Genomic DNA, 25817 nt, shown 5'->3' with positions numbered 1-25817 from the left:
TCAGTTCCCTCCAGTCGTCGTGGCGAAGGCCGGCTCCGGCTCGTCGCCCGGGTCGGCGCCGCCGAGCACGAGGGCCCGGGCGCGGGCCCGGCGGTCCCTTACGAGGGTCACGGTCCACACCGCGACCGGGGCGAGCGCGATCAGCAGGGCGAGCACCGCCCAGATCCGCATCGCCGCGTGGGTGTGGCCGTAGCGCACCGAGGCGGCCAGGGAGACGGCGAGGACGGCGGCCCAGTAGAGGTGGATACGGAAGGTGGCCATCCGGTCGGGGCTTGCGCCGTCTCCCTTGGGGGTGACGACGAACCGGCCGCGGGTGCGCACCGCGGCCGCGCCCAGCGACTTGAGGTAGACGGGCGCGCAGATCGCGGACATCGCCATGCCGGCCAGGCCGCCGGAGCCCTCGGGCTCGTGCGGGGAGACGTTGTGCCGCCGGTTCCAGAGGTAGAGGCCGATCTGGAGGGCGGCGGCGTCGCTGTAGAGCATCAGCCACACCGAGGTCGAGACCTGGGTGCCGGAGGCGCCGAACCACAGGAAGAGGACGCAGCTGAGGATGCCGAGCAGCCAGTTCACGGCGGTCATCGGGTAGTAGACGAGCATCAGCGTGTAGTTGAGCCAGCGTCCCGGCGGCATCCGGAAGAAGCTCTTCCAGTACTGCTTGACGAGGGTCTCGTAGGTGCCCCGGGACCAGCGCAGCTGCTGGGTGAAGAAGTCGGTCCAGGAGGCCGGCCCCTCGCCGACGGCGAGCACGTCGGGGGTGTAGACGGAGCGCCAGAACCGGCCGGTGGCCGCGTTGCGGCGGCGGTGCAGCTCGAAGCCGGTGGCCATGTCCTCGGTGATGGAGTCGTAGAGCCCGCCGACGGACAGCACGGCACTGATCCGGACCACGTTGTTGGTGCCGACGAACATCGGGGCGCCGTACCGGTTGCCCGCGCGCTGGATCAGCGAATGGAAGAGGTACTGCTGGGATTCGGCGGCCCTGGTGACGTACTCGGTGTAGTTCCCGTACACCTGGGGGCCGACGACGAAGGCCACGTCCGGGTCGCGGAAGTACCCGAGCATGCGCTCCAGGAAGGCCGGCAGCGGCACGTGGTCGGTGTCGACCGAGGCGAAGAACTCGTAGTCCTTGCCGTGCATGGCGAGCCAGGCGTTGTAGTTGCCGTGCTTGGTCTTCGCGCGGTGCGGGCCCTTGTCCCGGTTCCACGCGGGGACGCCCTTGCGGGTGAAGTGGTGCACGCCCAGCTCCTCGCAGAGCAGCCGGGCCTCGGGGTCGTCGCCCTCGTCGAGGAGCCAGACGTCGAGGTGTCCCTCGTGCCGGATCCGGACGGCGGCCGCCAGGGTCGCGCGCACCATGGCGAGGGGCTCCTTGCCGGGCACGTACGTGGTGAGGAACGCGACGCGGGTGCCGGGCTCGGGGGTGACGGGCACCGGGTCCCGGGCGACCAGGGTGGCGTGGGCGATCGAGGCGACGTTGACCACCGTGAAGAACATGATCAGCGCGATCGAGGCGAGCATCACAGCGTCGAGGGTGACCAGCCACTCGGCGGCGCCGTCGCGGCGGGTCCAGTGCGAGGGCCACACCAGGTAGAGCAGCAGCCCGGACGCCGCGATCGGCGCGAGCGTCATCAGCAGGGCGGCGCGTATTCGGTTCGGCCCCTGCGACAGCAGGGGGCGGTACTGCACCCGGTAGCCCGCGGGATCCGGTTCCCGGAGCGGGCCGGCGAGTCGGCTGTGGGTCTCGTAGTCGTAGCCTTCCGGCCGCACGGTCCCTCCAGAGCTCGAACCGAACTTGATGCCTCCACAAAAGTGGACATACCAGGGCATGTCGAACGGGATTCGGCCGAGCGGGGGATCTCATGCAAAGGCCCCGCGCACCGCCGTCCGGGTGGCGGACGGCGGTCGGCGCGGGGCCGGCCGGAAGCGGTGCGGGGCGGCGGTCAGGCCGCGGCGCCCTCCTGCTCGGCGGTGCGGGCGGCGACCACGCTGTCGGCCTCGTCGCGCTTGAGCAGCTTGTCGCCGTACAGGCCGCCGAAGGGCAGCAGGGCGAGCACGAAGAACAGGGCGACCTTCTTGAAGGGCCACTTCGCCTTGTTCCAGACGTCCAGCAGGAAGAGCGCGTAGAGCACGAAGAGCGCACCGTGCAGGACACCGAGCGGCATCATCAGGTAGTCGATGTCCGAGATCCGGCTGAGCAGCGATCCGAAGATCAGCAGGGCCGGGAAGGACAGCGCCTCCGGAACGGAGATCAGGCGCAGTCGGTGCAGGGCGGAAGCGGTCTTGATGTCCACGGGGAACCTTCGGGCCGGGGGCTGGGACCCCGCCATTCTCCCAGCCCCCTTTGCCCGATCTTGACCGAGGGTCCCCTTCGGACGGGCCCCGATCGCCGCGAGGAGCCGGCTGCCCCTGTTCGCCTGCGCCGGGGGCCGTTAACGTCTCCCCCGTGGCACAGTTCCGACTCCAAGGCAGCAAGGTGCTCGCCGTCGACCTCTCCGGCGATGCCGTCAAAGCGAAGAACGGCTCGATGGTCGCGTACGACGGCCAGATGGCCTTCAAGAAGATGTCCGGCGGCGGTGAGGGCCTCCGCGGGATGGTGACCCGCCGGCTGACCGGCGAACAGATGACCGTCATGGAAGTGCAGGGGCACGGCACCTGCTACTTCGCCGACCGCGCGAGCGAGATCAACCTCGTCAACCTGCACGGGGAGAAGCTGTACGTAGAGTCCAGCAACCTCCTGTGCACCGACGCCGGCCTGCGCACCGGCACCACCTTCACCGGCCTGCGGGGCGGCGCGACCGGCAACGGGCTCTTCACCACCACGGTGGAGGGCACCGGGCAGGCCGCGATCATGTCCGACGGCCCGGCGGTGGTACTGCGCGTCAGCGCCCAGTACCCGCTCTCCGTCGACCCGGGTGCGTACATCGCGCACACCGGCAACCTCCAGCAGCACTTCCAGTCGGGCGTGAACTTCCGCACCCTGATCGGCGAGGGCTCGGGCGAGGCGTTCCAGATCCGGTTCGAGGGCGAGGGCCTGGTGTACGTGCAGCCCAGCGAGCGGAACACGGTCGGGGGCGACGTCTGATGCCGTTCCGCGAGATCAACTCGAAGATGATCGAGGCCCAGATCGTGCCGGGCCAGCGCGTCTACAGCCAGCGCGGCGCGATGCTCGCCTACCGGGGCGAGGTCTCCTTCACCCCGGACCTCACGGGCGGCCAGGGCGGCGTGATGGGCATGATCGGCCGCCGGGTGGCCAACGAGCAGACCCCGCTGATGACCGTCGAGGGCCAGGGCACCGTGATGTTCGGCCACGGCGGCCACCACATCCAGGTGATCAACCTCCAGGGCGACACCCTGTACGTGGAGGCCGACCGACTGCTGGCCTTCGACGGCACCCTCCAGCAGGGCACGATGTTCATGGGCTCGCAGGGCGGGGTCATGGGCATGGTGCGCGGCCAGGTGACCGGCCAGGGCCTGTTCACCACCACCCTCAAGGGCCACGGCGCGGTCGCCGTGATGGCCCACGGCGGGGTCATCGAGCTCCCCATCACCCCCAACCGGCCGGTCCACGTGGACCCGCAGGCGTACGTGGCCCACCACGGCGACGTACGGAACAAGCTCTCCACCGCGCTCGGCTGGCGGGACATGGTGGGGCGCGGCTCGGGCGAGGCGTTCCAGCTGGAGCTGTCCGGGCACGGTGCCGTGTACGTCCAGGCGTCGGAGGAAAAGCTGTGAACTACGGACCCGCACCCTCCTACGGACCCGGCCCGGGCGGCGGTCCCGGCCCCGGCTTCGGCGGTCCGGGCGGCCCCGGCGGCCCGACCGTCCTGGACCCGTACGCGCTGCCCTCGGACGACAACGTCAACCCGTACACCTTCTGCGTGGAGCTCAAGGGGAGCCAGTGGTTCCTGCAGAAGGGCAAGATGATCGCCTACTACGGGCAGATCGACTTCAACGGGATCGGCCACGGCCGCTTCGACCGGCTGCTGCGCACCAGCTTCCACTCGCCGCTGCACGCGAGCGACTGGGTGGTGGCCGAGGGCTCCGGCAAGATGCTGCTCGCCGACCGGGCCTTCGACGTGAACTCGTACGACCTGGACGAGGGCAACCTGACGATCCGGTCCGGCAACCTGCTCGCGTACCAGCCGAGCCTGGCACTGAAGCAGTCGATCGTGCCGGGATTCCTGACGCTGATCGGAACCGGGAAGTTCGTGGCGGCGTCCAACGGTCCGGTGGTGTTCATGGAGCCGCCGCTGCGGGTCGACCCGCAGGCGCTGGTGGGATGGGCCGACTGCCCGTCCCCGTGCCACCACTACGACCACGGCTACATGCAGGGCGTGATGGGCGGTCTGCGCCAGCTCACGGGCATCGGGGGTGCTTCCGGCGAGGAGCACCAGTTCGAGTTCGTGGGGGCGGGCACCGTGCTGCTCCAGTCGACGGAGCTGCTCATGGCCGAGCAGCCGGTCGGCCAGGTGCAGGCGGCCGCCGGGGTGCCGGGGCACGGCCAGGGCCCGCTGGGGCAGCAGCTGGGCGTGCCGCGGATGCCGGGGCAGCTGGGGGACCTGCAGCGCCGCTTCGGACTGTGACAGTTACCCTGCCGAGGGTGAGGGTTCCGGTCCGGGGATCGTTCATCTTTGTACGGTATTCAACATCTTAGGGTAGAGTCCTCATATGGAGACTGAGACGGCAACCCGTTGGCTGGACGACGCGGAGCAGTGCGCCTGGCGCACGTACCTGGACGTCAACAGACTGCTGACGTACCAGATGGAGAAGGATCTCCAGCCGTTCGGCCTGACCAACAACGACTACGAGATCCTGGTCAACCTCTCGGAGTCCGAGGACCACCGGATGCGGATGAGCGACCTCGCGACCGCGACGCTGCAGTCGAAGAGCCGCCTGTCCCACCAGATCACCCGCATGGAGTCGGCCGGGCTCGTGGTCCGCGTGAACTGCGAGTCCGACCGGCGCGGCCTCTACGCCGTGCTGACCGAGCAGGGCATGGAGACGATGCGGAAGGTCGCCCCGCACCACGTGGCATCGGTGCGCCGGCACTTCATCGACATGCTGACGCCGGAGGCGCTGGCCGGACTGGCCTCCTCCCTCAAGCCGGTCGCGGAGCAGCTGCGCGACAGCCGAGGCAAGATCTGACCCGCGACCCTAGACTGGCGTAGCCCGCATTGTCCCAATTGAGGGAGATACGCCATGTCGAAGCGCGGCAACAAGCGCCGGGCCCGCAAGAAGAAGGGCGCGAACCACGGCAAGCGCCCCAACACCTGACGGCTCCGCGAAGAGGCCGGGCCCCTGACACCAGGGGCCCGGCCTCTTCGTGCGACCGGGGGCCGGCAGCCCCGCAGGCCTACGCCCCCGTCAGGGAGGCCAGCAGCTCGTCCGCCGCCGTGTAGGGGTCCAGCCGTCCGGCCACGACCCCCTCGGCCAGCGCGCCGAGGTGCGCGTCGCCGGACAGGTCGCCGATCCGAGACCGCAGCGCGGTCAGGGCGATCGTCTCGACCTCGTGGGAGGCCCGGGCGACCCGGCGGGCGGCGAGCACGCCCCGCTCCTCCATCCACGCCCGGTGCTTCTCCAGCGCCTCGACCACCTCGTCGACGCCCTGCCCCCGGGCCGCCACCGTCTTGACGATCGGCGGCCGCCAGTCCTCGGGCCCCCGGGCCTCGCCCAGGCCGAGCATGTGGTTCAGCTCCCGGGCCGTCGCATCCGCGCCGTCCCGGTCCGCCTTGTTGACCACGTACACGTCGCCGATCTCCAGGATCCCCGCCTTCGCGGCCTGGATCCCGTCGCCCATGCCGGGCGCCAGCAGCACCACCGAGGTGTCGGCCTGCGAGGCGATCTCCACCTCGGACTGCCCGACGCCCACGGTCTCCACCAGCACCACGTCGCAGCCGGCCGCGTCCAGCACCCGGATCGCCTGCGGGGCGGCCCAGGCCAGCCCGCCCAGATGGCCGCGGGTGGCCATCGAACGGATGTAGACGCCCGGGTCGGACGAGTGCTCCGACATCCGCACCCGGTCACCGAGCAGCGCCCCGCCCGAGAACGGCGAGGACGGGTCGACGGCGAGCACGCCCACCCGCTTGCCGGCCCGCCGGTACGCGGTGACCAGCGCGGACGTCGACGTCGACTTCCCGACGCCCGGCGACCCGGTCAGGCCCACGACGTACGCGTTGCCCGTGAGCGGGGCCAGCGCCGCCATGACCTCGCGGAGCTGCGGGGACGCCCCCTCCACCAGTGAGATCAGCCGGGCCACCGCCCTCGGCCGGCCCTCCCGGGCCTGTGCCACCAGCTGGGGGACGTCCACCGCCATGCCTGCCTGCCTCCTCGTCGGGTCTTACGGGGTCACGCCTGCGGAACGCGCACGATCAGGGCGTCGCCCTGGCCGCCGCCACCGCACAGGGCCGCCGCGCCGAGCCCGCCGCCGCGCCGCTTCAGCTCCAGCGCGAGATGCAGCACCACACGGGCGCCGGACATGCCGATCGGGTGGCCCAGGGCGATCGCGCCACCGTTGACGTTCACCTTTTCCGGGGTCACGCCCAGGTCCTTCATTGACTGGACGGCGACCGCGGCGAAGGCCTCGTTGATCTCGATCAGGTCCAGGTCGGCGACCTCCCTGCCCTCCTTCTTCAGGGCGTGCAGGATCGCGTTCGACGGCTGCGACTGGAGCGAGTTGTCGGGGCCGGCCACGTTGCCGTGGGCGCCGATCTCGGCCAGCCACTCCAGGCCCAGCTCCTCCGCCTTGGCCTTGCTCATCACGACCACCGCGGCCGCGCCGTCGGAGATCTGCGAGGAGGTGCCGGCGGTGATGGTGCCGTCCTTGGCGAAGGCCGGGCGCAGCTTGCCGAGGGACTCCGCCGTGGTCTCCGGGCGGATGCCCTCGTCCTGCGAGAAGACGACCGGGTCGCCCTTGCGCTGCGGGATCTCCACCGGCGTGATCTCGGCCTCGAAGATGCCGTTCTTCTGCGCGGCGGCGGCGCGCTGGTGCGAGGCGGCGGCCAGCTCGTCCTGCGGGGCGCGCTCGATGCCGAGGCGGCTGTTGTGCTTCTCCGTGGACTCGCCCATGGCGATGCCCTCGAAGGCGTCGGTCAGGCCGTCGTACGCCATCGCGTCGAGCATCTCGATCGCGCCGTACTTGTAGCCCTCGCGGGACTTCGGCAGCAGGTGCGGGGCGTTGGTCATCGACTCCTGGCCGCCGGCGACGACGATGTCGAACTCGCCGGCGCGGATCAGCTGGTCGGCGAGCGCGATGGCGTCGAGGCCGGAGAGGCAGACCTTGTTGATCGTCAGCGCGGGCACGTTCATCGGGATGCCCGCCTTGACGGCGGCCTGGCGGGCCGGGATCTGGCCTGCGCCGGCCTGGAGCACCTGCCCCATGATCACGTACTGGACCTGGTCGCCTGAGATCCCGGCCCGCTCCAGAGCGGACTTGATGGCGATGCCGCCGAGGTCGGCGCCGGAGAACGACTTGAGGGATCCCAGAAGACGTCCCATGGGCGTGCGGGCCCCGGCGACGATCACCGACGTGGTGCTGTTCGTTCCGGACATGAGGCGAATCCCCTTTCAGCTGGGGAGACTGAGGAGTGAACGAGGGTTTACCCGAATGTACTGAGCGGTTTCTGCGCCGTCACCGGGCAGCCGGTGTGATCGCGCGCACGTTGCGTAACCACGGGCCGACCGGTCCACTGGGGGCATGCTGACAAGAATCGACCACATCGGGATCGCCTGCTTCGACCTCGACAAGACTGTCGAGTTCTACCGTGCCACGTACGGCTTCGAGGTGTTCCACTCCGAGGTCAACGAGGAGCAGGGCGTGCGCGAGGCCATGCTCAAGATCAACGAGACCTCCGACGGCGGCGCCTCGTACCTCCAGCTCCTGGAGCCGACCCGCGAGGACTCCGCGGTGGGCAAGTGGCTGGCCAAGAACGGCGAGGGCGTGCACCACATCGCCTTCGGCACCGCCGATGTGGACGGCGACGCCGAGGCGATCCGCGGCAAGGGCGTCCGCGTCCTGTACGACCAGCCGCGCATCGGATCCATGGGTTCGCGCATCACCTTCCTGCACCCCAAGGACTGCCACGGCGTCCTCACCGAACTGGTCACCTCCGCCCCGGACCACTGACCTCTCCCCCCTGAGCACTGACCCCCGGATTCCGCGGCCGGTAGAGTGGCCGTGGCTCGGCCGGGGTTTGGTGCTGCGTTGTGGGGTCGGGACCTCCTGACCGGCAGCGAGAATCTGACACCATTCCCCGGGGGCGCCGTTCAGCGGGCGGACGGCGCTCTTGGGAGAGAGCTTGCGACCAGGGGACGGATGGGACCGCGCCGTGCGGGGCTACGAACGCCAGGAGAGCCATCAGGCCGAGGCCGACCATCTCTCGCGCTTCGAGGCCGAGATGGAGCGGCTGAAGAAGGAGCGCGAGAAGGCCGTCCAGCACGCTGACGACCTGGGTTACCAGGTCGAGGTGCTGCGCGCGAAGCTCCACGAAGCGCGCCGCAACCTGGCCTCCCGGCCCGCGTACGACTCCGCGGACCTCGGCTACCAGGCCGAGCAGCTGCTGCGGAACGCCCAGGTCCAGGCGGACCAGATGCGTGCCGACGCCGAACGCGAGCTGCGCGAGGCCCGGGCCCAGACCCAGCGCATCCTCCAGGAGCACGCCGAGCACCAGGCCCGGCTCCAGGCCGAACTGCACGCGGAGGCCGTCAGCCGCCGCCAGCGGCTGGACCAGGAGCTCAACGAGCGCCGCCAGACCGTCGAATCGCACGTCAACGAGAACGTGGCGTGGGCCGAGCAGCTGCGGTCGCGTACGGAGTCCCAGGCCCGGCGCCTGATGGAGGAGTCGCGCGCCGAGGCCGAGCAGTCCCTCAACACGGCCCGTACCGAGGCCGCGCGGGTGGCCGAGGAGACCCGGCGCCGGATGGCGGCGGAGGCCGAGGCGGCCCGTACCGAGGCCGAGGCCACCCTGGTGCGCGCCCGCAAGGAGGCCGAGCGGCTGCTGACCGCCGCCTCCGCACAGGCCCAGGAGGCCACCGAGCACGCCGAGCGGCTGCGGACGGCCACCAGCGCGGAGGCCGAGCAGACCCGGCAGCAGACCCTGGACCTCGGCCGGGTGGCCGAGCAGCGGGTGCAGGAGGCCGACGGCGCGCTGCGCGAGGCCCGCGCCGAGGCCGAGAAGGTGCTCGCCGAGGCGAAGGAGGACGCGGACCGCCGGATCGCGACCGCCGAGTCGGTCAACGAGCAGCGCACCCGGACCGCCAAGGAGCAGGTCGCGCGGCTGGTCGGCGAGGCCACCAGGGAGGCCGAGAGCCTCAAGGCGGAGGCCGAGCAGCTGCTGGCCGACGCCCGCGACGAGGTGGAGCGGATCCGCACGGAGGCCGGCGAGCAGGCCCGTACGGCCGCCGCCGAGGACACCGCCGCGCAGCTGGCGAAGGCCGCCCGTACCGCCGAGGACGTGCTGAACAAGGCGTCCGAGGACGCCAGGGCGACCACCCGGGCCGCGACCGAGGAGGCCGAGCGGATCCGCCGCGAGGCCGAGGCGGAGGCGGAGCGCCTGCAGGCGCAGGCCGCGGCCAGCGCCGAGCAGCTCAAGGGCGCCGCGAAGGACGACACCGAGGAGTACCGGGCCAAGACCGTCGAGCTGCAGGAGGAGGCCCGCCGGCTGCGCGGCGAGGCCGAGCAGCTGCGCGCCGAGGCCGTCGCCGAGGGCGAGCGGATCCGCGGCGAGGCCCGCCGGGAGGCCGTCCAGCAGATCGAGGAGGCGGCCAAGACCGCCGAGGAGCTGCTGACCAAGGCCAAGGCGGATGCCGACGAGCTGCGCGCCGGGGCCGGCGCGGAGAGCGAGCGGGTGCGTTCCGAGGCCATCGAGCGGGCCACCACGCTGCGCAAGCAGGCCGAGGAGACGCTGGAGCGGACCCGGGCCGAGGCCGAGCGGATCCGCACCGAGGCCGAGGAGCGGGCGGAGACCGTCCGCACCGAGGCCGAGGACGCCGCCCGGGAGCGCCGCGAGGAGACCGACCGGACGCTGGCCGCCCGCCGCGAGGAGTCGGCCGCCGAGCTGGCGCGCCTCCAGGAGGAGGCCGAGGCGCGGCTGTCGGGCGCCGAGGACACCCTGCGGGACGCCCGCAACGCGGCCGACGGCATCCGGCGGGAGGCCGCCGAGGAGAGCGAGCGGCTGCGTTCCGAGGCCGCCGAGCGGATCCGCACCCTGCAGGCCCAGGCCGAGCAGGAGGCCGTACGGCTGCGTGACGAGGCCGCCGACGACGCGGCCCGGTCCCGCGCCGAGGCCGAGACCGCCGCGGTGCGCCTGCAGGCCGAGGCCGCCGCCGAGGCGGAGCGGCTGCGCGCCGAGGCGCAGGACACCGCGGACCGGCTGCGCGCCGAGGCCCGCGCGGCCGCCGACCGGGTGGCCGAGGAGGCCGCCGAGGCGCTGGCCGCCGCGCAGGAGGAGGCCGCCCGGCGCCGCCGCGAGGCCGAGGAGACCCTGTCCGCGGCCCGCGAGGAGGCCGGAACCGAGCGCGACCGGGCCCGCGAGCAGAGCGAGGAGCTGCTGGCCGCCGCCCGCAAGCGGTCCGAGGAGGCCCAGGCGGAGGCGCAGCGGCTGGTCGAGGAGGCCGAGCAGCGGGCCGCCGAGCTGGTCGCGGCCGCCGAGACCACGGCCCGTGAGGTCCGCGAGTCGGTGGCGGGCCTGCACGAGCAGGCCGAGGAGGAGATCGCCGGGCTGCGCAGCGCCGCCGAGGTCGCGGCCGAGCGCACCCGTACCGAGGCCGAGGAGGAGGCCGACCGGGTCCGTTCCGACGCGTACGCCGAGCGGGAGCGGGCCACCGAGGACGCCAACCGGATCCGCACCGAGGCGCGGACCGAGACGGACGCGGCGAAGGCGCTGGCCGAGCGTACGGTCACGGACGCGATCGCCGAGGCCGAGCAGCTGCGCAGCGACACCGCCGAGTACGCCCAGCGGGTGCGCACCGAGGCCACGGACGCGCTGGCCGCGTCGGAGCGCGACGCCGCCCGGACCCGGGCCGATGCCCGCGAGGACGCCAACCGGATCCGTTCGGAGGCGGCCGCCGAGGCCGACGGCGTGCGGGAGAAGGCCGCCGAGGACGGCGAGGCCGTGCGCGCCGAGGCCGCGCAGGTGCTGGAGGACGCCCGCGCCGAGGGCGCCCGGCTGATCGGCGAGGCGACGGCCGAGACCGAGCGGATGACGGTCGAGACGCAGGCCGCCAACGACCGTACGGTCGGGGAGGCCGCGGAGGAGGCCGAGCGGCTGCGCACCGAGGCCGCGCAGACCCTGGACGAGGCGCGCGCGGAGGGCGGCCGGATCATCGGCGAGGCCACCGCGGAGGCCGAGCGGGTCACCGTCGCGGCCGGCGAGACGCTGTCGACGGCGGAGCGCGAGGCGGAGCAGGCCCTGGACGAGGCCCGCAGCGAGGCGAACCGGCTGCGGACCGAGGCCGCCGAGCAGGCGGACCGGCTCATCGCCGAGGCGTCCTCCGAGGCGGAGAAGCTGACGGCCGAGACCCGCAAGGCGAACGACCGTACCGTGGGCGAGGCCGCGGCGGAGGCCGAGCAGCTGCGGGCCGAGGCCGCGCAGGCGCTGGCCTCGGCGCAGGAGCACGCCACCCGGACCCGCGAGGAGGCGGAGCGGCTCAAGGCGGAGGCGGCCGCGGAGTCCGAGCGGCTTCGCACGGAGGCCCGCGAGGAGTCCGAGCGGCTGCTCGACGAGGCCCGTGAGGCGGCGAACAAGAAGCGCACCGAGGCGGCCGAGCAGGTGGACCGGCTCATCGGCGAGACGGCGGCCGAGGCGGACAAGCTGACGGCGGAGGCGCAGAAGACCGCGCTGGCGACGACGACCGCGGCCGAGGAGCAGGCCGACTCGATGGTGGCGGCGGCCCGCAAGGAGGCCGCGCGGATCACGTCGGAGGCCACCGTCGAGGGCAACTCGCTGGTGGAGAAGGCCCGTACGGACGCGGACGAGCTGCTGGTGGGTGCGCGCACGGACGCGGCCGCCATAAGGGAGCGCGCCGAGGAGCTGCAGAGCCGGGTCGAGTCCGAGGTGGAGGAGCTCCACGAGCGGGCCCGCCGGGAGTCGGCCGAGCAGATGAAGACCGCGGGCGAGCGGGTGGACAAGCTGGTCAAGGCGGCCACCGAGCAGAGCGAGGAAGCCGAGCGGAAGGCGCGGACGCTGGTGTCCGAGGCGAGCAGCGAGGCGAGCAAGGTGCGCATCGCGGCGGTCCGCAAGGCCGAGCAGCTGCTCAAGGAGGCCGAGCAGAAGAAGGCCGAGCTGTCCCGCGAGGCGGAGCGGCTGCGGGACGAGGCGGCCGCGGAGGCCGAGGAGACCGTCGCCGAGGGCCGCCGCGAGCTGGAGGTGCTGGTGCGCCGCCGGGAGGACATTCAGGCAGAGATCTCCCGTGTCCAGGACGTCCTTGAGGCGTTGGAATCATTCGAGGCGCCTACGGGTGGCGGGAAGACGATCGGGCCGCAGGGCGGTCCGTCCGGAGGCGGGGTCAAGGCCGGAGCGGCAGCGGGTTCCACTCGTTCGGGTGGCAAGTCGTCAGGGAGCTAGCCAGTGGGACTGCATGTGTGCTCCTGATGAAGGTTCAGTCGAACGAGTGACAAGCATTCCGGCGTCTTGCCACTCAAAAGGGGTGTCATTGTCCAGATCAAACGCGGATTGACTCGATGACACGCCGTCCCGGCGCCTAGGATTCCCCTTAACACCTCACCTAGCACCCTCATCGGTCTCATTCGACAGGAACCCCATGAGCGACACTTCCTCCCCCTTCGGCTTCGAGCTCGTGCGGCGTGGTTACGACCGCGGTCAGGTGGACGACCGCATTTCCAAGCTCGTCGCCGACCGTGACAGCGCCCTCTCGCGCATCAACTCCCTGGAGAAGCGCATCGAGGAGCTCCACCTCGAAACGCAGAACGCCCAGGCCCAGGTCAACGACGCGGAGCCGTCGTACGCCGGTCTCGGCGCCCGGGTCGAGAAGATCCTGCGGCTCGCCGAGGAGGAGGCGAAGGACCTGCGCGAGGAGGCCCGCCGCGCCGCGGAGCAGCACCGCGAGCTCGCCGAGTCTGCGGCCCAGCAGGTGCGCAACGACGCCGAGTCGTTCGCCGCCGAGCGCAAGGCGAAGGCCGAGGACGAGGGTGTCCGCATCGTCGAGAAGGCGAAGTCCGACTCCGCCACCCTGCGGGCCGAGGCCCAGAAGGACGCCGCCTCCAAGCGCGAGGAGGCCGACGCGCTCTTCGAGGAGACTCGTGCCAAGGCCGCCCAGGCCGCCGCGGACTTCGAGACCAACCTGGCCAAGCGCCGCGAGCAGTCCGAGCGCGACCTGGCCTCGCGCCAGGCCAAGGCCGAGAAGCGCCTCGCCGAGATCGAGCACCGTGCCGAGCAGCTCCGCCTGGAGGCCGAGAAGCTCCGTACGGACGCCGAGCGCCGGGCCCGCCAGACGGTGGAGACCGCGCAGCGCCAGGCCGAGGACATCGTGGCCGACGCCAACGCCAAGGCCGACCGCATCCGCAGCGAATCGGAGCGCGAGCTGGCGGCCCTCACCAACCGCCGCGACTCGATCAACGCGCAGCTGACCAACGTCCGCGAGATGCTGGCGACGCTGACCGGTGCCGCGGTGGCCGCCGCCGGCTCCCCGATCGACGACGAGCCGGTCACCCGCGGCGTCCCGGCCCAGCAGAGCCGCTGACGCCGGTTCCCACACCCCCGTGCGGCCAAGGGCCCCCTACGTCACTGCGGTGGCGGGGGGCCCTTGGCCGTTCTAGCGTGAGCGGCATGATCGAGCTCGACGGACTGACGAAGCGGTTCGGCGCGAAGACCGCGGTGGACCGCCTCAGCTTCCGGGTGCGGCCCGGGGTGGTGACGGGCTTTCTGGGGCCCAACGGGGCGGGCAAGTCCACGACCATGCGGATGATGCTCGATCTGGACAACCCGACCAGCGGCACGGTGCGGATCGACGGCCGCCACTACCGCGACCTGGACGAGCCGCTGAAGTACATCGGGGCGCTGCTCGACGCCAAGGCGATGCACGGCGGCCGCAGCGCGTACAACAACCTGCTGTGCCTGGCCCAGTCGAACCGGATCCCGGCGACCCGGGTGGCCGAGGTGCTGGACACCGTGGGCCTGACGGCGGTGGCGAAGAAGAAGTCGAAAGGATTTTCGCTCGGCATGGGGCAGCGGCTGGGAATCGCCTCCGCACTGCTGGGCGATCCGGAGATCCTCATGTTCGACGAGCCCGTCAACGGTCTGGACCCGGAGGGAATTCACTGGATCCGGAATCTCATGAAAGGGCTGGCGGCGGAAGGCAGGACGATCTTCGTTTCCAGTCACCTCATGAGCGAAATGGCCCTCACCGCCGACCACCTGATCGTTATCGGCCAAGGACGGCTTCTTGCGGACACCTCGATGGCCGATTTCATTCAGCAGAACTCACGAAGTTACGTACGGGTCCGCTCGCCGCAGCAGGAGCGGCTGCGGGACCTGCTGCACGAGGCCGGAGTGCCGGCGGTGGCCGCGGCCGGCGGTGCGCTGGAAGTGGACGCGCTGACGGCGGAGCAGCTGGGCGACCTGGCCGCTCGCAACCACCTGGTCCTGCACGAGCTGAGCCCGCAGCGGGCCTCCCTGGAGGAGGCGTTCATGCGGATGACCGCGGGGGCGGTGGAGTACCACGCCCACTCCCCCGGCGCCGACGGCGGCACGGGTGTCGACGCCGGCCCCCCGCCGCCGCTCCAGCCCGCCGACGCCCCGCGCTGGGGCGCCTCGTACGACGAGCAGTTCGGGGGAGAGTGACCGATGGCCTCGGTACCCGCCGTCCTCGCCTCCGAGTGGACGAAGATCCGCACGGTGGCCTCGACCTCGTGGACACTGGTCAGTGCGTTCGTGGTGACCGTGGCGCTCGGTGCGGCGCTGTGCGCGCTGACGAAGGCGCAGTTCCACAACCTGTCCGACCTCGAACGCGCCACCTTCGACCCGACCCTGGTCAGCTTCACCGGGATGGTGCTGGGGCAGCTGGCGATGGTGGTCTTCGGCGTGCTCGTCGTCGGCACCGAGTACAGCTCCGGCATGATCCGCACCTCGCTGGCCGCGGTCCCGCAGCGGACCGTCTTCCTCTTCGGGAAGATCAGCGTGGCCACCGTCCTGGCCCTGGTGGTCGGCCTGGTCACCAGCTTCCTGTCGTTCTTCCTCGGCCAGGCGCTGCTGGGCGGCCACCGTACGTCGATCGGCGAGCCGAACGTGCTGCGGGCGGTGTTCGGGGCCGGGCTCTACATGGCGCTGATCGCGGTCTTCTCGATGGGCGTCGCCGCGATGCTGCGCAGTTCGATGCTGTCGCTGGGCATCCTGATGCCGTTCTTCTTCCTGGTCTCGCAGATCCTGGCCGCCGTCCCCGGGGCCAAGGAGGTCGCCCGCTACTTCCCCGACCAGGCCGGCGCCAAGATCATGCAGGTGGTGCCGCAGGCCATGGGGAGCGACAAGACGCCGTACGGGCCCTGGGGCGGCCTGGGGATCATGCTGGTGTGGGTGGCGGCCGCGCTGCTCGGCGGTTGGCTGGTGATCAAGCACCGGGACGCCTGAGCCGGGCCGGCCGGACGGCCCCGAGAGGGTCGTCAGGGACGGTTCAGGGTTGTCTCAGGGTCTTCCCCCGCGCTCGGGCCGGGACGGAACCGTCAGCCCGCGGATAAGCTCTTAACCCTTACGCGGACGAAAGCCGTCCGGGCCTGGCACGGGGCAGAGCAAGGGCAGAGCAATGATCGAGGCAGTCGGCCTGACCAAGCGCTTCGGCGCGAAGACCGCCGTCGACCAGCTGTCGTTCCAGGTCAGGCCGGGTCACGTGACCGGCTTCCTGGGGCCGAACGGCTCGGGCAAGTCGACGACCATGCGCATGATCGTCGGGCTGGACCGGCCCACGTCCGGTCATGTCACGATCAACGGGCAGCCGTTCCGGGAGCTGCCGAACGCCCAGCGGCACGTCGGCGCGCTCCTCGACGCCAAGGCGGTGCACGGCGGCCGCCGGGCCCGCACCCACCTGCTGGCCCTCGCGCAGCTCTCCGGGATCCCGGAGAAGCGCGTGGACGAGGTGCTCGGCGTGGTCGGCCTCCAGGACGTCGCCCGGCAGCGGACCAAAGGTTTCTCCCTCGGCATGGGGCAGCGGCTCGGCATCGCTGCGGCGCTGCTCGGCGACCCGCAGGTGCTGCTCTTCGACGAGCCCGTCAACGGACTCGACCCCGAGGGCATCCTGTGGGTGCGCAACCTGATGAAGCAGCTGGCCGCCGAGGGCCGCACCGTCTTCGTCTCCTCGCACCTGATGAGCGAGATGGCCCTCACCGCCGACCACCTCATCGTCATCGGCCGCGGGCGGCTCCTCGCCGACATGGGCGTGAGCGATTTCATCTCCCTGAACTCGGCCGACTTCGCCCGCGTGCGGGCCGCCGGCACCGGCCGGGCCGAGCGTGACGCGCTCGCCGAGCTGCTCGACGGCGCGGGCGCCCGGGTGCTGACCGAGCCGGACGGCGCCCTGCGCGTCACCGGCCTGCCGCTGCCGAGGATCAGCGACCTCGCCCACGAGGCGGGCCTGCGGCTGTGGGAGCTGTCCCCGCACCGGGCCTCGCTGGAGGAGGCGTACATGCGGATGACGCAGAGCGCCGTGGAGTACACCTCCACCGAGGACCCGCGGGCCGAGCTGTGGGCACAGGAGGAGCAGGGCCTGAAGCCCTGGCCCGCCGAGGAGGCCCCGCAGGTGTCCGCGGAGGGCTGGTACGCGCCGCCGCCGCCCGGCGCGGCCGCCGCGCCGTTCCTGATGCCCGCCCAGCCCGGCGACCTGGCCCAGGCCCCCGCCTCCCGCCCGACCACTGCCGAGGACCCCCGATGACCGCCCCCGCCGCCGCCCGCCCCGCCGGCTACACCTCGCCGCTGCCGGAGACCCGGCCCACGCTGGGCCACGCCGTGGCCTCCGAGTGGACCAAGATGATCTCGCTCCGGTCGACGGTGTGGACCCTGGGCTCGCTGGCCGGGCTGGTGGTCGGCATCGGCCTGATCGCGGTGGCCAACACCTCGGACACCGACTACTCGCAGGTGCCGTTCCTCACCCCGGCCCTCTTCGGGCTGTTCGTCGGCCAGCTGAGCGTGATGGCCCTCGGCGTGCTGACGATCTCCTCCGAGTACGGCACCGGCCTGGTGCGCACCACGTTCACGGCGGCGCCCGAGCGGCACCGGGTGCTGACCGCCAAGTTCCTCGTCTTCACCGGCGTGGCCTTCGCCACCACCACCGCCTCGGTGATGCTGGTCGGGCTGGCCACGGCGCTGGTCCACGGCGGCCCGGACGCCGGCCCGCACGGCGCCGGCGAGTGGCTGGGCGCCCTCGGCGGCTGCGTGTACGTGACCCTGCTCGGGGTGCTCGGACTGGCGGTCGGCGCGATGCTGCGGCACTCGGCGGGCGCGATCGCGGCGATGCTCGGCGTGGTGACGCTGCCGCCGGTGCTCGGCGGGTTCCTCACCGTGTGGGAGAGCACGCAGGGCCTGGGCGGTCTGATCCTGCGCTACAACGCGCCGGTGGCCCTCGGCGACATGTTCGGCCTGCCGATGGGCGACGACGCCGGCCCGGTGCCGGTGCGCCAGCTGCTGGTGCTCCTGCTGGTGACGGGCGCGGCGGTGGCGGGCGCGTACGCCGAGACCGCGCGGCGGGACGTCTGACGGGCGGGCGGTCAGTACTTGGGCGCGTTGCGGGACCGCTGCACCTTCGAGGTGCGGCGGTCCTTCGCGTTCCAGCAGGCCTTGTGCCAGTGCCGGCGGTCGTCCACACCGCCGTACTCGGGCCAGGCCACCACGTGCGGGACCCCGGACGGGATCTCCTGGTCGCAGCCCGGGCAGCGGTAGCGCTTGCCCTGCGCGCTCGCGCCGGAGACCTGCCGGACCTTCCAGTCCTCGCCCTGCCACTCCTCCGTGCGCTCCAGGCCGAAGCGGTCCACGCCGGCGCTGTCGCGCTCCGGCGGATTCTCGCCGCCCCGGGGGCGGTTGTGGCGCGGTGACACGTATACCTCACGTAGCTGCGGCGGACGGGGACTTTCCTCCAGACTACGCGGCGCAGTCTCCCGTACCCCCATCGTGGCAGGCGGAGGGACGGACTCCACAGTCCTCCCGAGAGTGATTCCCCGACAATCCCAATAACTTCCTCCGGCGCCCGTGCCCTTGGCACGTGTCGGACGTTGTTGCCGTCGGGGGCGGACGTCGCGTCAGCCGCAAGGAGGCACAAGGGCGATGCGTATCGGAACATTCGTGCTGGCGGCCCAGTTCCCGGGCCAGGGGCAGGGGGAGGTGCTGCACCGTGCGGTGCGCACCGCGGAGGTCGCCGAGGAGGCCGGGCTCGACTCGGCCTGGATCGCCGAGCACCACTTCATCCCGTACGGGGTCTGCCCGTCGGCGGTGACCCTCGCGGCGCTGATGCTGGGCCGCACCCGGCGGCTGCGGGTGGGCACGGCGGTGAGCGTGCTGCCCACCCAGCACCCGGTGGCGCTCGGCGAGCAGGCCGCGCTGCTGCACCTGACCTCGGGCGGCCGGTTCACGCTGGGCGTGGGCCGCGGCGGTCCGTGGGTGGACCTGGAGGTCTTCGGCGCCGGGCTCGACGCGTACGAGAACGGCTTCCCGGACTCCCTCGACCTGTTGCGGCGCTGGCTGTCCGAGCCGCGCGTGGGGGCGCGCGGCGACCGGTACTCCTTCCGCGAGGTGGCGGTCGTACCGCGGCCGGCGGAGGCGCTGGACGGGGACGGCAGCGGGCCGGAGGTGATCGTCGCGTGCACCTCGCCGGCGTCGGTGCGGCTGGCCGCCGAGCGCGGGCTGCCGATGCTGCTGGGCATGCACTGCGGGGACGAGGACAAGGCCGGGATGATCGCCCTGTGGCGGGAGACCGCCCTCGCGGCCGGGCACCCGCGGGCCGCCGTGGCCGCTGCCGGGCACGTCTCGGCGGGGGTGGCGCAGCTCGCCGACCGGACCGAGGACGCGGTCGAGACCCTGGTGAAGGCGATGCCGGGCTGGCTGCGGCAGGGCCTGGCGGCGTACGAGACGGTGGACGGCCGGCCGCGCACGATGCGGGACCCGGTGGAGTACACCGAGCTGCTGTGCCGGCTGCACCCCGTGGGCACACCGGAGCTGGCCGCCGACCGGCTCGCGGCCACCGCCGAGCGCACCGGGATCACGCGCTTCGCCCTGTTCGTGGAGGGCTCCGGGGACCTCGCGGCCACCGAGGAGAACGTCCGCCGGCTGGGCGCCGAGGTCCTGCCCCGCCTCGGCTGAGCACCGCGTCGAAGGGGGTGTGCCCGGAGCGCACACCCCCCGCCGGAGCACACCCCCCGGGGACTGCCGCCCTCGCCCCGCAGACGTTCCCGCGGGCCGCGAGCGGCAGTGAAGACTGAACGACGTGCCGTACGGAAACCCGGCGGAGTGCTAGCAGTCCCGCAGTTCCGGCGACTGGTTGAGCAGCTGGCCGCGGATCGACGTGAACTTGGCCAGACGGTCGTCCGCCGACGGGTCCTGCGGGAAGACCGCCAGCCGGTGGCAGTTCTGGAACGCCAGACGCACCCCGAAATGCCGCTCCAGGGCACCACGTATCGCGTCACTCGCAAGGGCGCGCAGCAGCTGGCCGCGCGCCTGCTCGTCCGGCGGCGGCGTCTGGTTGTCGGCGAACTCTCCGCCGTCCACCTTCAGCCGGTCCACCAGTGAGCTGACCATCTCCCATGCGTACGGCAGGGAGGTCCGGACGCAGTCGACGAAAGCGGCTTCGTCGACCTCGCCTCGCTCGGCCTGTTCGAGTAGGGCCGGTGAGACGTCGAGCGACATGAGTTCTCCTCTCGCGACCCCGGGCGACCGAGGTCTTACGGGCAGGGAAAGAGGCCGGCGACACAGCGTGCACGGTCAGCGACCTCTCGCTTACACGGTAGGCGCCCCTCGGGTGCGGCACCAGGAGAATGCGCATACAACGAGCCAGTGCCGAAGGGGGCTTTCAGGGGCGAATCGCGCCGGGGCCGGTCGGTCGAGTAGCGTTGCCGACCATGCGTCTCGTCATCGCCCGCTGCTCCGTCGACTACGCGGGCCGGCTCACCGCCCACCTGCCCTCCGCACCCCGTCTGATCCTCGTGAAGGCCGACGGCAGTGTGTCCATCCACGCAGACGACCGGGCGTACAAACCGCTCAACTGGATGTCCCCGCCGTGCACCCTCAAGGAGGGGACCGGGGACGAGGCCGGCGTCTGGACCGTCATCAACAAGGCGGGCGAGAAGCTCATCATCACGATGGAGGAAGTCCTCCACGACTCCTCCCACGAACTGGGCGTGGATCCCGGCCTGATCAAGGACGGTGTGGAGGCCCACCTGCAGGAGCTGCTGGCCGACCGGATCGAGACGCTCGGCGAGGGCTACACGCTGATCCGCCGCGAGTACATGACGGCGATCGGGCCCGTGGACATCCTGTGCCGGGACGGCGAGGGCGCCACCGTGGCCGTCGAGCTGAAGCGGCGCGGCGAGATCGACGGCGTCGAACAGCTCACCCGCTACCTGGAGCTGCTCAACCGCGACCCGCACCTGGCGCCGGTGAAGGGCATCTTCGCCGCGCAGGAGATCAAGCCGCAGGCGCGGGTGCTCGCCAACGACCGCGGCATCGAGTGCGTGGTCCTCGACTACGACGCCATGCGCGGCATCGAGGACGACAAGCTGCGCCTGTTCTGAGCGCGGGCGGGTCCGCCCCGCGCGCGCGTCCGCACCCCGTGGTCCCCCGGTTCCGGCCGGGCGCCGGCTACGGGGTGCCGCCGTTTCCGGCGGTGGTGCCGGTGCCGGAGGTGGCGGCCGAGTTGGTGCCGGACGTGGTGTCGCCGGTGGTGTCGCCGGTCGTGCTGCCGGTGGTCGTACCGGTCGTGCCCGTGTCACCGGTCGTGCTGCCGGTCGTGCCCGTGTCACCGGTGGTGCTGCCGGTCGTACCGGTGTCGCCGGTCGTGCTGCCGGTCGTACCCGTGTCGCCGTTGGTGGAGCCGGTCGTACCGGTGTCACCGGTCGTGCTGCCCGTCGTACCCGTGTCGCCCGTCGTGGACCCCGTGCTCCCCGGTGTGGACGTCCCGCCGCCCTGGCCGCCCGAGGTCGCCGGCGGGCTCGGGTGGGAGCTGCCGCCGGGGCCGGACGGGCTGGGGCTCGTGCCGGGGCTCGTGGTGCCCGGCGTGCCGCCGGTGCCGGTGGTGCCCGCGGCGCCCGTGGTGCCGTCCGCGCCGCCGGTGCTGCCGCCGGACTGGCCGGCCGGGCCGGCGCCGGGGGTGAAGCCGTCGCCGGGCTCCGTGGTGGTGGCGTCGTCCGGGTCGCCGGTGGCCGGTCCGCTGCTCTGGCCGCCGCTCACCGACTGGCCGCTGCGCGGCCCGCCGGACGGCTGGTCGTTCCCGCTCGGTCCGAGAGCGACCACCGTGCCGAGCACGGCGACCAGGACGGCGGCGCCGGCCGCCGCGAGGATGTTGCGGCGGGCGCCGCGCAGCAGCGCCGGGCGGGCCGGCGCGGCGGGCGCGCCGGGCGGCACCACGGGGATCACCGGCTGCGGCGGGGTGGCCGTGACCTCGCTCGGCGGGGTGAGCTTGGGGAACGCCGTCTTGACGGCGTCGGCCGCGGCGGCGGCCTCGGAGCCGAGTCCGGAGAGCGCCGGCAGAGCGGACTTGGGCAGCGCCTGGGTGAGCGCCTCGGACGGCTTGGGGGCTTCCAGGACGAGCGGCGGGGAGAGCGGCCCGGCGACCCGCGGCCCGCCCTCGCGGTCGTCCACGAGGGCCAGCGCGCGCCGTCCGGCGACGGTGCCCCGCTTGTCGGCGAGCGCGCCGCGCAGGCCGATGGAGGCCTCCAGTTCGGCGCGGGCCCGGTCCAACTGGCCGTTGCACAGCGCCAGGATGCCGCGCTCGTGGTGGAAGTACGCCTCCTCGGCGACCTCGCCGGCGATCCGGGCCGCCTCCTGCCCGGTGTGCAGGATCCGCTCCCACGCGCCCCACTGGAGCCCGCCGGCGAACGCGGGCGCGGCCGCCCGGGCCAGCAGGACGCCCGCGGCGGCGGCCGCCTCCTCGTGCCCGGCGGGGCCCGGCACCACGGCGGCGAGGACGGCGAGGACGGCGTCGGCCTCGGCGGCGGCGCGCTCGGGGGTGACCGAGCCGTGCCCGGTCCACCAGGTGTAGTGGCCGGCGGCGGTCAGCGCCTGCTCGGCGGCCTCGTCGCCGTACCCGGCCTCCTCCAGCTGCGGCAGCACGCCGGCGGCCAGCCGGTACCGGGCGCCGGCCGGGCTGAGCAGGCCGCAGCCGAGGAGTTCGCCGACGGCGGCGTCGGCGTGGGTGTCGCCGACCAGGGCGGGCAGGTGCGCCGGGTGCGGGACCTCGCCGCCGAGGGCGACGGCGAACCGCAGGGTGGCGCGGGCGGACTCGCTGAGCCGGGAGGCGAGCAGCACGGCGGGTGCGGCGGCCTGGCCGAGGGTGGGCAGGCCCACCTGGCCGGTCTCGCGGGCGCGCTCCTCGAAGACGCCGGGCTCCTCGTCGTCCTCGTCCTCGCCGGTGTGGTTGACGGCGTCGCGCTGCCGGAGCAGGGCGGCGGCCTGGACGAAGTGGCGGGGCAGCCCCTCGGAGGCGAACCAGAGGTCGCCGGCCCAGTCGGCCTCCTCCGTGCCGAGCGGCCGCAGCAGGGCGTGCTCCAGCAGGGCGACGGCGGCGCTCCGGGTGAGCCCGGCGAGGGCGATCTCGTCGAGGTGCTCGGTGGGGCCGGTGTGCCCGGCGGCCGGACTGCCGGGGGCGACGGCGAGCAGGAAGGCGCATTCGGGGGTGGCGCGCAGCAGCTCTTCGAGGCCGGCGTCGCCGAGTTCGAAGTCGTCGATGACGACGACGGCGCCGATCTCCTTGGTGCGGCCGAGGAGTTCGGCGAGGTCGGGGCGGCGCTGCGGGGCGTCGAAGACGGCGGCGTGCAGGGCGTGCAGCAGGTCTCCGGCGGTCCGGCGGAGGCCGCCGAGGCGGACGATGCCGTCGGGGGCGAGTCCGGCGCATTCGGCGGCGACGGCGTCGAGGAAGGCGGAACGGCCGGATCCGGCGGGGCCGGTGATGCGGACGGAGCGGCCGCGGGCGAGCAGGCGGACCGCGCGGTCGCGGTCCTCGTCGCGTTCGAGGAGGAGCGGTGCGGACAGATCGGCGCCGGCGGGTACGGGCGGCAAGGCGGCCTCGTCGCGGGCGGCGCGGTCCTCGGCGGTGCGCCGGCCGACGGCGGTCTCGGGGGCGTCGGGCCGGCGCGCCTCTATCTCGCTGCCGTCGACGGGGTTGACGGTCAGGACGAAGTCGCCGCAGTCGAGGCGGGTGATCCGGGCCGGTCCGGTGCGGCGCGGCCGCGCCGTACCGCCGGGTCCGCCCGCAGCCCCGGGCCCCTGTATCCGCTCCATGACCAAAGCCCCCCGATCGCGTGGTGCGCCGTCGTTCTTCCCGGCCTTCGCACACTCCGCTGTCGCATCTGGTCCGGCGTCCGCCCCGTGGGTTCACCAAGGGCCGACGGCCGAACCCTAGACGTACGCCCAGTATCCGGGAACAGCCGGGGTCCCCTCGGCACGGGACCATCACGTTACGGACTCGGACGTGTGGACGGCGAGGGGTCGGTGGGAGAACTGTGGAGGACGGGGGGAGAACGGACGGGCGGGGTCCGCCGGCGGCGAGCGGGGCGGCGGATCAGACCCGGGGCAGGGATTCGGCGGCGAGGCCGCCCTCGATGGCGAGGATCCGGTGCAGCCGGGTGGCGACCAGCAGTCGCTGCATCTGCGGGGGCACACCGCGCAGCACCAGCCGGCGGCCGGTGCGGCCGGCCCGGCGGTGGGCGCCCATGATGACGCCCAGGCCGGTCGCGTCCCACGAGTCGAGGGCGGTCAGGTCGAGGACCAGGTCGCCGACGCCGTCGTCGAGGGCGGAGTGCAGGACCGTTCGGGCGTCAGCCGCGCTGCGCACGTCGAGGCGGCCCCCGACAGCGAGTTCGGCGTGGTCGCCCCTGATGTGCATGTGTGCTCCCCGGCAGGTACGCGTGCGTGTGGTCCGTAGGTCGGCAACTCTCACTGGAGTGACTGCCTTGCGGGCAGGGAAGTTGCCGACCGTGAGCGAACCGATACTTAATTCACCCTGCAGGGTGATGCAGTCGAACGGTCGCGCTCGCTCAGTGCTTGTAGAAGCCCTGTCCGCTCTTGCGGCCGATGTCACCGGCATCGACCATGCGCCGCATCAGCTCCGGCGGGGCGAACTTCTCGTCCTGGCATTCGGTGTAGATGTTGCTGGTGGCGTGCATCAGGATGTCGACGCCCGTGAGGTCGGCCGTCGCCAGCGGCCCCATCGCGTGGCCGAATCCCAGCTTGCACGCGATGTCGATGTCTTCGGCGGAGGCCACGCCCGATTCGTAGAGCTTTGCCGCTTCGACGACGAGTGCCGAGATCAGGCGGGTGGTGACGAAGCCGGCGACGTCGCGGTTGACGACGATGCAGGTCTTGCCGACGGACTCGGCGAACGCGCGGGCGGTGGCGAGGGTCTCGTCGCTGGTCTTGTAGCCGCGGACGAGCTCGCAGAGCTGCATCATCGGGACCGGCGAGAAGAAGTGGGTGCCGACGACGCGCTCGGGGCGCTCGGTGACGGCGGCGATCTTCGTGATCGGGATGGCGGAGGTGTTGGAGGCGAGGACCGCGTCGTCCCGGACGATCTTGTCGAGGGAGCGGAAGATCTCGTGCTTGACCTCCAGCTTCTCGAAGACGGCCTCGACCACGATGTCCGCGTCCGCGACGGCGTCGAGGTCGGTGCTCGTGGTGATGCGCGCGAGGGCCGCCTCGGCGTCCTCCGCGGCGAGCTTGCCCTTCGAGACGAACTTGTCGTACGAGGCCTTGATGCCGTCCGTGCCGCGGGTCAGCGCGGCGTCCGTGACGTCACGCAGGACGACGTCCCAACCCGCCTGGGCGGATACCTGGGCGATACCGGAACCCATCAGTCCGGCACCGATGACGGCAAGCTTCCCAGCCACTGCACACCTCTGGATCTCTGTCGATATCACGGCCTCTCCGGCGGAGACTAGCGTCCGTGAGCGGCCGTGTGACCGGGAAGTAACACGCGTCACGTCTCAGATGACGGACATCACACCGGTACGGCCCATCGCCGCGCGGAAGCCCTCCAGTTGGGCACCGGACCCGACCCGGCCGCGGCCGCCGGCCGAGGGGTTCTGGCTAGGCTGGCGGCATGGTGAATCTGACGCGCATCTACACCCGTACCGGCGACAAGGGCACCACAGCCCTGGGGGACATGAGCCGTACGGCCAAGACGGACCTGCGCATCTCCGCGTACGCAGATGCCAACGAAGCGAACGCGGTCATCGGCACCGCCATCGCCCTCGGCGGGCTCGCCGAGGAGGTCGCGACGGTCCTCACCCGGGTCCAGAACGACCTCTTCGACGTGGGCGCGGACCTGTCCACGCCGGTGGTGCCGGACCCGCAGTACCCGCCGCTGCGCGTCGAGCAGTTCTACGTCGACCGGCTGGAGGCGGACTGCGACCGCTTCAACGAGCAGCTGGAGAAGCTCCGCAGCTTCATCCTCCCCGGCGGCACGCCCGGCGCGGCCCTGCTCCACCAGGCGTGCACGGTGGTCCGCCGGGCCGAGCGCTCGACGTGGGCGGCGATGGAGGTCCACGGCGACTCGATGAACCCCCTGACGGCCACCTACCTCAACCGCCTGTCGGACCTCCTCTTCATCCTGGCCCGCATCGCCAACAAGGAGACCGGCGACGTCCTGTGGGTTCCCGGCGGCGAACGCTGACGGCCCGGGCCCCG

General features: G+C 72.6%; 24 protein-coding genes. 15 read left to right on the top strand and 9 right to left on the bottom strand.

Annotated elements, in window-relative coordinates; translation table 11 throughout:
* Together LG634_RS10185 and LG634_RS10180 are read right to left on the bottom strand one after the other, a co-directional pair.
* Positions 1 to 1761: a glycosyltransferase family 2 protein gene (locus LG634_RS10185; RefSeq protein ID WP_226733361.1), complete on the bottom strand. Its 1761-nt coding sequence runs from the start codon at positions 1759 to 1761 to the stop codon at positions 1 to 3.
* Positions 1762 to 1934: 173 nt separating this feature from the next.
* Positions 1935 to 2285, bottom strand: coding sequence for a DUF3817 domain-containing protein (locus LG634_RS10180; RefSeq protein ID WP_226733360.1), 351 nt, complete (start codon positions 2283 to 2285; stop codon positions 1935 to 1937).
* Between the two features lie 152 nt (positions 2286 to 2437).
* On the opposite strand from LG634_RS10180, the gene LG634_RS10175 reads away from it, so the two are divergent.
* The 5 genes from LG634_RS10175 (at position 2438) to LG634_RS38425 (ending at position 5268) form a co-directional block, all read left to right on the top strand.
* Positions 2438 to 3076, top strand: a complete 639-nt coding sequence (locus LG634_RS10175; RefSeq protein WP_226733359.1) for an AIM24 family protein — start codon at positions 2438 to 2440, stop codon at positions 3074 to 3076.
* Entirely contained in the window at positions 3076 to 3726 is a 651-nt protein-coding gene (locus LG634_RS10170; RefSeq protein WP_226733358.1) for an AIM24 family protein, read from the top strand. The genes LG634_RS10175 and LG634_RS10170 overlap by 1 nt, the downstream gene beginning before the upstream one ends.
* A 92-nt stretch (positions 3727 to 3818) precedes the next feature.
* Positions 3819 to 4577, top strand: a complete 759-nt coding sequence (locus tag LG634_RS10165; protein ID WP_226733391.1) for an AIM24 family protein — start codon at positions 3819 to 3821, stop codon at positions 4575 to 4577.
* 85 nt (positions 4578 to 4662) lie between these two features.
* A complete protein-coding gene (locus tag LG634_RS10160; RefSeq protein WP_226733357.1) occupies positions 4663 to 5139 on the top strand; it encodes a MarR family winged helix-turn-helix transcriptional regulator in 477 nt (158 codons plus the stop codon).
* A gap of 54 nt (positions 5140 to 5193) precedes the next feature.
* The gene (locus LG634_RS38425) at positions 5194 to 5268 is read left to right on the top strand and encodes a 50S ribosomal protein bL37 (protein WP_372460710.1); all 75 of its coding nucleotides are present in this window, start codon (positions 5194 to 5196) and stop codon (positions 5266 to 5268) included.
* 79 nt (positions 5269 to 5347) lie between these two features.
* Here the strand turns inward: LG634_RS38425 and meaB are convergent, their stop codons facing one another.
* Positions 5348 to 6307 (bottom strand): methylmalonyl Co-A mutase-associated GTPase MeaB, encoded by a 960-nt coding sequence (gene meaB, locus LG634_RS10155; RefSeq protein ID WP_226733356.1) that lies wholly within the window; start codon positions 6305 to 6307, stop codon positions 5348 to 5350.
* Positions 6308 to 6339: 32 nt separating this feature from the next.
* Positions 6340 to 7542 (bottom strand): acetyl-CoA C-acetyltransferase, encoded by a 1203-nt coding sequence (locus LG634_RS10150; protein ID WP_226733355.1) that lies wholly within the window; start codon positions 7540 to 7542, stop codon positions 6340 to 6342.
* A 145-nt stretch (positions 7543 to 7687) separates the two neighbouring features.
* Here LG634_RS10150 and mce point away from each other — a divergent pair, with 145 nt between their 5' ends.
* The 7 genes from mce (at position 7688) to LG634_RS10115 (ending at position 17687) form a co-directional block, all read left to right on the top strand.
* Positions 7688 to 8116, top strand: coding sequence for a methylmalonyl-CoA epimerase (gene mce, locus LG634_RS10145; RefSeq protein ID WP_226733354.1), 429 nt, complete (start codon positions 7688 to 7690; stop codon positions 8114 to 8116).
* 202 nt (positions 8117 to 8318) lie between these two features.
* Complete coding sequence (gene scy / locus LG634_RS10140) at positions 8319 to 12554, top strand: polarized growth protein Scy (protein WP_226733390.1); 4236 nt, start codon at positions 8319 to 8321, stop codon at positions 12552 to 12554.
* 196 nt (positions 12555 to 12750) lie between these two features.
* Positions 12751 to 13689 carry a coiled-coil domain-containing protein gene (locus tag LG634_RS10135; protein ID WP_226733353.1) on the top strand — a complete coding sequence of 313 codons (939 nt, stop codon included), beginning with the start codon at positions 12751 to 12753 and terminating at the stop codon, positions 13687 to 13689.
* Between the two features lie 86 nt (positions 13690 to 13775).
* On the top strand, positions 13776 to 14789 hold the full coding sequence (locus tag LG634_RS10130) for an ABC transporter ATP-binding protein (RefSeq protein ID WP_226733352.1): 1014 nt from the start codon (positions 13776 to 13778) through the stop codon (positions 14787 to 14789).
* A gap of 3 nt (positions 14790 to 14792) precedes the next feature.
* Entirely contained in the window at positions 14793 to 15572 is a 780-nt protein-coding gene (locus LG634_RS10125; protein WP_226733351.1) for an ABC transporter permease, read from the top strand.
* 172 nt (positions 15573 to 15744) lie between these two features.
* On the top strand, positions 15745 to 16866 hold the full coding sequence (locus tag LG634_RS10120) for an ABC transporter ATP-binding protein (RefSeq protein ID WP_226733350.1): 1122 nt from the start codon (positions 15745 to 15747) through the stop codon (positions 16864 to 16866).
* Positions 16863 to 17687, top strand: a complete 825-nt coding sequence (locus tag LG634_RS10115) for an ABC transporter permease (protein ID WP_226733349.1) — start codon at positions 16863 to 16865, stop codon at positions 17685 to 17687. The genes LG634_RS10120 and LG634_RS10115 overlap by 4 nt, the downstream gene beginning before the upstream one ends.
* Before the next feature lie 11 nt (positions 17688 to 17698).
* On the opposite strand, the gene LG634_RS10110 is transcribed toward LG634_RS10115, so the two are convergent.
* Positions 17699 to 18025: an Rv1322 family protein gene (locus tag LG634_RS10110; RefSeq protein WP_226733348.1), complete on the bottom strand. Its 327-nt coding sequence runs from the start codon at positions 18023 to 18025 to the stop codon at positions 17699 to 17701.
* A 226-nt stretch (positions 18026 to 18251) separates the two neighbouring features.
* Between LG634_RS10110 and LG634_RS10105 the strand changes: the two genes are divergently transcribed.
* Positions 18252 to 19283, top strand: a complete 1032-nt coding sequence (locus LG634_RS10105) for an LLM class flavin-dependent oxidoreductase (RefSeq protein WP_226733347.1) — start codon at positions 18252 to 18254, stop codon at positions 19281 to 19283.
* Positions 19284 to 19433: 150 nt separating this feature from the next.
* Here LG634_RS10105 and LG634_RS10100 read toward each other — a convergent pair whose 3' ends face one another.
* Positions 19434 to 19826 carry an SCO5389 family protein gene (locus tag LG634_RS10100; RefSeq protein ID WP_226733346.1) on the bottom strand — a complete coding sequence of 131 codons (393 nt, stop codon included), beginning with the start codon at positions 19824 to 19826 and terminating at the stop codon, positions 19434 to 19436.
* Between the two features lie 212 nt (positions 19827 to 20038).
* Here LG634_RS10100 and nucS point away from each other — a divergent pair, with 212 nt between their 5' ends.
* Positions 20039 to 20710, top strand: a complete 672-nt coding sequence (gene nucS, locus LG634_RS10095) for an endonuclease NucS (protein ID WP_226733345.1) — start codon at positions 20039 to 20041, stop codon at positions 20708 to 20710.
* A gap of 67 nt (positions 20711 to 20777) precedes the next feature.
* On the opposite strand, the gene LG634_RS10090 is transcribed toward nucS, so the two are convergent.
* The 3 genes from LG634_RS10090 to LG634_RS10080 all read right to left on the bottom strand — a co-directional run bounded on the left by LG634_RS10090 (position 20778) and on the right by LG634_RS10080 (position 25018).
* The gene (locus LG634_RS10090; protein WP_226733344.1) at positions 20778 to 23414 is read right to left on the bottom strand and encodes an ATP-binding protein; all 2637 of its coding nucleotides are present in this window, start codon (positions 23412 to 23414) and stop codon (positions 20778 to 20780) included.
* 280 nt (positions 23415 to 23694) lie between these two features.
* Positions 23695 to 24018, bottom strand: coding sequence for an STAS domain-containing protein (locus tag LG634_RS10085; protein ID WP_226733343.1), 324 nt, complete (start codon positions 24016 to 24018; stop codon positions 23695 to 23697).
* Between the two features lie 151 nt (positions 24019 to 24169).
* On the bottom strand, positions 24170 to 25018 hold the full coding sequence (locus LG634_RS10080) for a 3-hydroxyacyl-CoA dehydrogenase family protein (protein WP_226733342.1): 849 nt from the start codon (positions 25016 to 25018) through the stop codon (positions 24170 to 24172).
* A 212-nt stretch (positions 25019 to 25230) separates the two neighbouring features.
* Here LG634_RS10080 and LG634_RS10075 point away from each other — a divergent pair, with 212 nt between their 5' ends.
* Positions 25231 to 25803, top strand: coding sequence for a cob(I)yrinic acid a,c-diamide adenosyltransferase (locus LG634_RS10075; protein WP_226733341.1), 573 nt, complete (start codon positions 25231 to 25233; stop codon positions 25801 to 25803).
* The last annotated feature ends 14 nt before the right edge of the window (positions 25804 to 25817 follow it).

This window comes from Streptomyces bambusae (genome assembly GCF_020532645.1).
Classification (GTDB): Bacteria; Actinomycetota; Actinomycetes; order Streptomycetales; family Streptomycetaceae; genus Streptomyces; species Streptomyces bambusae.
This window is presented reverse-complemented; position numbering and strand designations above follow the sequence as displayed.